Source organism: Burkholderia sp. KCJ3K979, assembly GCF_016759955.1.
Lineage (GTDB): Bacteria > Pseudomonadota > Gammaproteobacteria > Burkholderiales > Burkholderiaceae > Burkholderia > Burkholderia orbicola.
In genome coordinates this window covers 1-3,635 of sequence record NZ_JACFYV010000358.1, presented here as the reverse complement: position 1 = coordinate 3,635, position 3,635 = coordinate 1, and the positions used below count along the sequence as shown (strand labels likewise).

General features: G+C 71.0%; 4 protein-coding genes. 3 read left to right on the top strand and 1 reads right to left on the bottom strand.

The features are described from left to right. Positions 1-730, bottom strand: a 730-nt coding sequence (locus H3O04_RS34525; protein WP_202589430.1) for a LysR family transcriptional regulator, incomplete at its 3' end; no start/stop codon positions are given. A gap of 113 nt (positions 731-843) precedes the next feature. Between H3O04_RS34525 and H3O04_RS34520 the strand changes: the two genes are divergently transcribed. The 3 genes from H3O04_RS34520 to H3O04_RS34510 form a co-directional block, all read left to right on the top strand. Beyond that, positions 844-1,227 (top strand): tautomerase family protein, encoded by a 384-nt coding sequence (locus H3O04_RS34520; protein ID WP_011548167.1) that lies wholly within the window; start codon positions 844-846, stop codon positions 1,225-1,227. Between the two features lie 139 nt (positions 1,228-1,366). After that, positions 1,367-2,989 (top strand): CHAD domain-containing protein, encoded by a 1,623-nt coding sequence (locus tag H3O04_RS34515; protein ID WP_202589429.1) that lies wholly within the window; start codon positions 1,367-1,369, stop codon positions 2,987-2,989. A gap of 53 nt (positions 2,990-3,042) precedes the next feature. Beyond that, positions 3,043-3,635, top strand: a 593-nt coding sequence (locus H3O04_RS34510; RefSeq protein ID WP_202589428.1) for a molybdenum-dependent transcriptional regulator, incomplete at its 3' end; no start/stop codon positions are given.

Here is a 3,635-nt window from a genome sequence, read left to right as displayed (position 1 = left end):
CGACCAGCGTGCGCGGGGCGACGCGCCGCGCGAGCGGGCAGACGGCCAACCCGGCCGCGGCGGCCGCCGTGACCGCCGCGACCCCGCCGCCCGTGAAGCGCTCGCGCCACGGCAACCCCGCGCGATCGAGCGCGCGCAGTGCGGCGGCCCGCACCCCGCAGGGGCCGGCCAGCACCGCGAGCGGCAGCGGCTCGCCAGCCCGCGGCGCCCAGTCGGGCGCGGCGAGCCATGCCAGCGGCTCGGTGAACAGCGGCGTGGCGTCGTCGCGCGGTGGGTCCTCGCCGGGCTCGTGCCGCGCGATCACCGCGTCGAACCGCCGTTCGTCGTATTGCGGGAGCAGGCTCGTCGACGCCCCGAGATGCATTTCCAGCGACAGCCCGGGGTCCTGCCGGTGCAGGCTCGTCAGCACGGCCGGCAGGTCGGGCACCGCGACGTGCTCGCTGACGCCGAGCGACAGGCGCACCGTGCCGGTCGAGATCGCGCCGAGCGCACGCTCGTGCGCGTCGAGCAGCGCACGGGCGGCCGGCAGGAAATTCTCGCCGTCGGCGGCCAGCTTGACGACGCGCGGCGTGCGCGCCAGCAGCGGCTTGCCGAGATGGGCCTCCAGTCGCTTCAGCTTCAGGCTGACGGCCGATTGCGTGGTGCCGAGCGCGTCGGCGGCGCGCGTGAAGCTGGCGAGGTCGGCGACCAGCACGAACGCGCGGACGGCATCGAGATCGAGTACTTTCATTTCAAATGAAAATAAATGAAATATTCATCAATGACTGTTCATTATAGGTTGCCGCGCCTAACCTGACGCTGTGTTTTCGTTCTTCACCGTCACTCACCGACAGGAGCATGACCATGCCATTCACCCGTATCGCCTTACGCGAAGGCAAGCCGGCCGCCTACCGCAGAGCCCTCGTCGACGGCGTGCAACGCGCGCTGATCCAGACGTTCAACGTTCCCGAGGACGACATCTTCATGGTCGTGACCGAGCATACGGCCGAGAACTTCGTGTTCGGTCGCCATTACCTCGATATCGAGCGCAGTGACGATCTCGTGATCATCCAGATCACCGCGAACAACACCCGCACGCTCGAGCAGAAGCGCTCGCTGTACCGGGCGATCGCCGACAACCTCGCGCAGCAGCCCGGCGTGCGGCAGGAAGACGTATTCATCGGTCTCGTCGAAGTGCTGAAGGAGAACTGGTCGTTCGGCAACGGCATCGCGCAATACGCCGTCTGACGGGCCGGCTTGACCTGCCACAGGGCGGCGGGGCCGGATCGACGCCCGCGCGTTTGGGCGGCGTGTACTATGGAAGCTGCTTGACGAGCGACGCCGGCGCGGTCGATGCGCCGGCGATCCTTCATGTGCAGGAGCCTCCATGTCGCGTGTGCTGGAAATCGTGTTGTCGTTGTCGCTGGAAGGATGGCCGGTCAAGGGCGCAAGCCGTGCCCGTGGCGCGCAACGCGACTTCGGCGCCGAGCTCGTGCGCGCGTGGCGGATCTGCCCGCAGGTCCGGATGCGGCGCGGCCACGAACGCGTGACGATCGAGCCGTGCCAGATCGAGGAGGCCGAGCGGAGCCCCGGCGCGAGCTGGTGGACCTGGGTCGAATCGAACGCGCATGGCACGCGGGTCGTCGCATCGCGCACCCGGACGTTCACCCCCGGCGTCACGCAGCGCGAACTGTTCGACGCGGAACACGCCGGCATCGTCGTCGCGACGCCGCTGCCGGTGCCCGCGACGGCTGGCGCGACCGATGCCGACGCACCACCGGTCGCCGAAATCGACGGCGTTGCACCGAATACCGACGAAGCGCGGGCCCAGGCATCGGCGCTGCGTCTCGTCAGCGAGCGGCGGCGCGGGCGCTGGGCCGACGACAGCGGCGTCGTGGTCGAGATGACGCTCGACGACATCACGCTGCACGGCGGCGGCGAGCCGCCGCGCCGCTACGTCGAGCTGCGCCTGGCCGCGCCCGACTGGGAAACCGTGGCCGCGCGCACGGCCGCGCTGCACGCGCTGTTTGCCGCGGCGCGCGAATTGAGCGGCGCGTGGCCGGCCTTCGTGCAACTGACGAGCGTGATCGACCGCGCCTGTGCCGGCGGGCCCGTAGCCGCCACGCTGGTCAAGGCGCAGCCCGTCGACCTGACCGGCATCCGCACGCAGCGCGCCGCGCTGTTTGCGCTGTCCGGCGACATCACCGCGCAATGGCTCGGCAACGAGTGCGGCGTGCTCGATCGCGACGATCCCGAATTCGTGCACCAGATGCGCGTCGCGCTGCGCCGCCTGCGCACGCTGATGCGCTTCTTCCCGCGCTTCACCGACCGTCAATGGAAGGACACGCTCGGCGTCGACCTGCGCTGGCTCGCCAAGCTGCTCGGTACGGTGCGCGACTGGGACGTGTTCGCGACCGAGAGCCTGCCTGCGCTGATCGCGGCCGACGGCGGCGGCAGCGACTGGGACGGCACGCTCGACGCCGCCCGCGCGCAGTCGATGGCCGCGCGCGTCGAGCTGCGGCAGGCGCTGCATTCGGCCCGCTATGCGCGGCTGACGCTCGGCTGGCTCGAATGGCTGAGCGCGCTCGCGCTGCCGGCGGCTGACGGCGACGACGCGCCGTCGCTGCGGCGTCACGCGACCAAGCGCGTACGGCGGCTGTTCGGGCATCTCTACGGATCGCCGTCGCTCACGTCGCTCGACACGGCGGCACGCCACCAGGTGCGGATCGATGCGAAGCGGCTGCGCTACGCACTCGAATTCTTCGCGTCGGTGGCGTCGCGCCGCACGCGCACCGAGACGGTCAAGACGCTGGCGCGCGTGCAGAGCGTGCTCGGCGAAGCGAACGACGCGATGGTCGCGCTGCATCATCTCGAGCAACTGGCGGCGCCGCCGTATCAGCTTGGTTTCGTGCGCGGTTACGGCGTCGCGCTCGAACAGCGGGCGGCGCGCGACGCCGAGACGCTGCTGGCCAGCCTGCGGCCGCCGAAGCTCGACGGCAAGCCACGCTGAGCGCCGTGCGCCGCCCCTATAATGGCCGCCCGTTTCCCGCACGCATGCCGATGATGACCGACGTCCCGCCTTCTTCCTCGTCCGCCGGACCGCTCGAACTGGGCGGCGAGCTGTGGCTGCGCGCCGGCGAACAGACGCTCGGCGGCGCGACGCGCATCGCGCTGCTCGCCGCGATCGGCGACACCGGTTCGATCACGCGCGCGGCGAAGGCCGTCGGCCTCAGCTACAAGGCCGCGTGGGACGCGGTCGACACGATGAACAATCTCGCCGGCGAACCGCTCGTCGCGCGTTCGACGGGCGGCAAGGGCGGCGGCGGCACGACGCTGACGCCGCGCGCGACGTCGCTGATCGCCGCGTTCCGCACGATCGAGCGCGAGCATCGCCGCTTCATCGAGGCCGCGAGCGCGGCCGTTGCCGGCTTCGACGTCGACTGGGCGCTGATCGGCCGGATCGGGATGAAGACGAGCGCGCGCAACCAGTGGTTCGGCAAGGTCGCGTCGCTCGTGCGCGGCACCGTCAACGACGAGGTGACGCTTGCGCTGCCGGGCGGGCAAGCCGTCGTCGCCGTGGTGACGCACGAAAGCGCCGAGGCGCTCGGGCTGCGGGAAGGCGCGCACGCGTGCGCGCTGGTGAAGGCGTCGTGGGT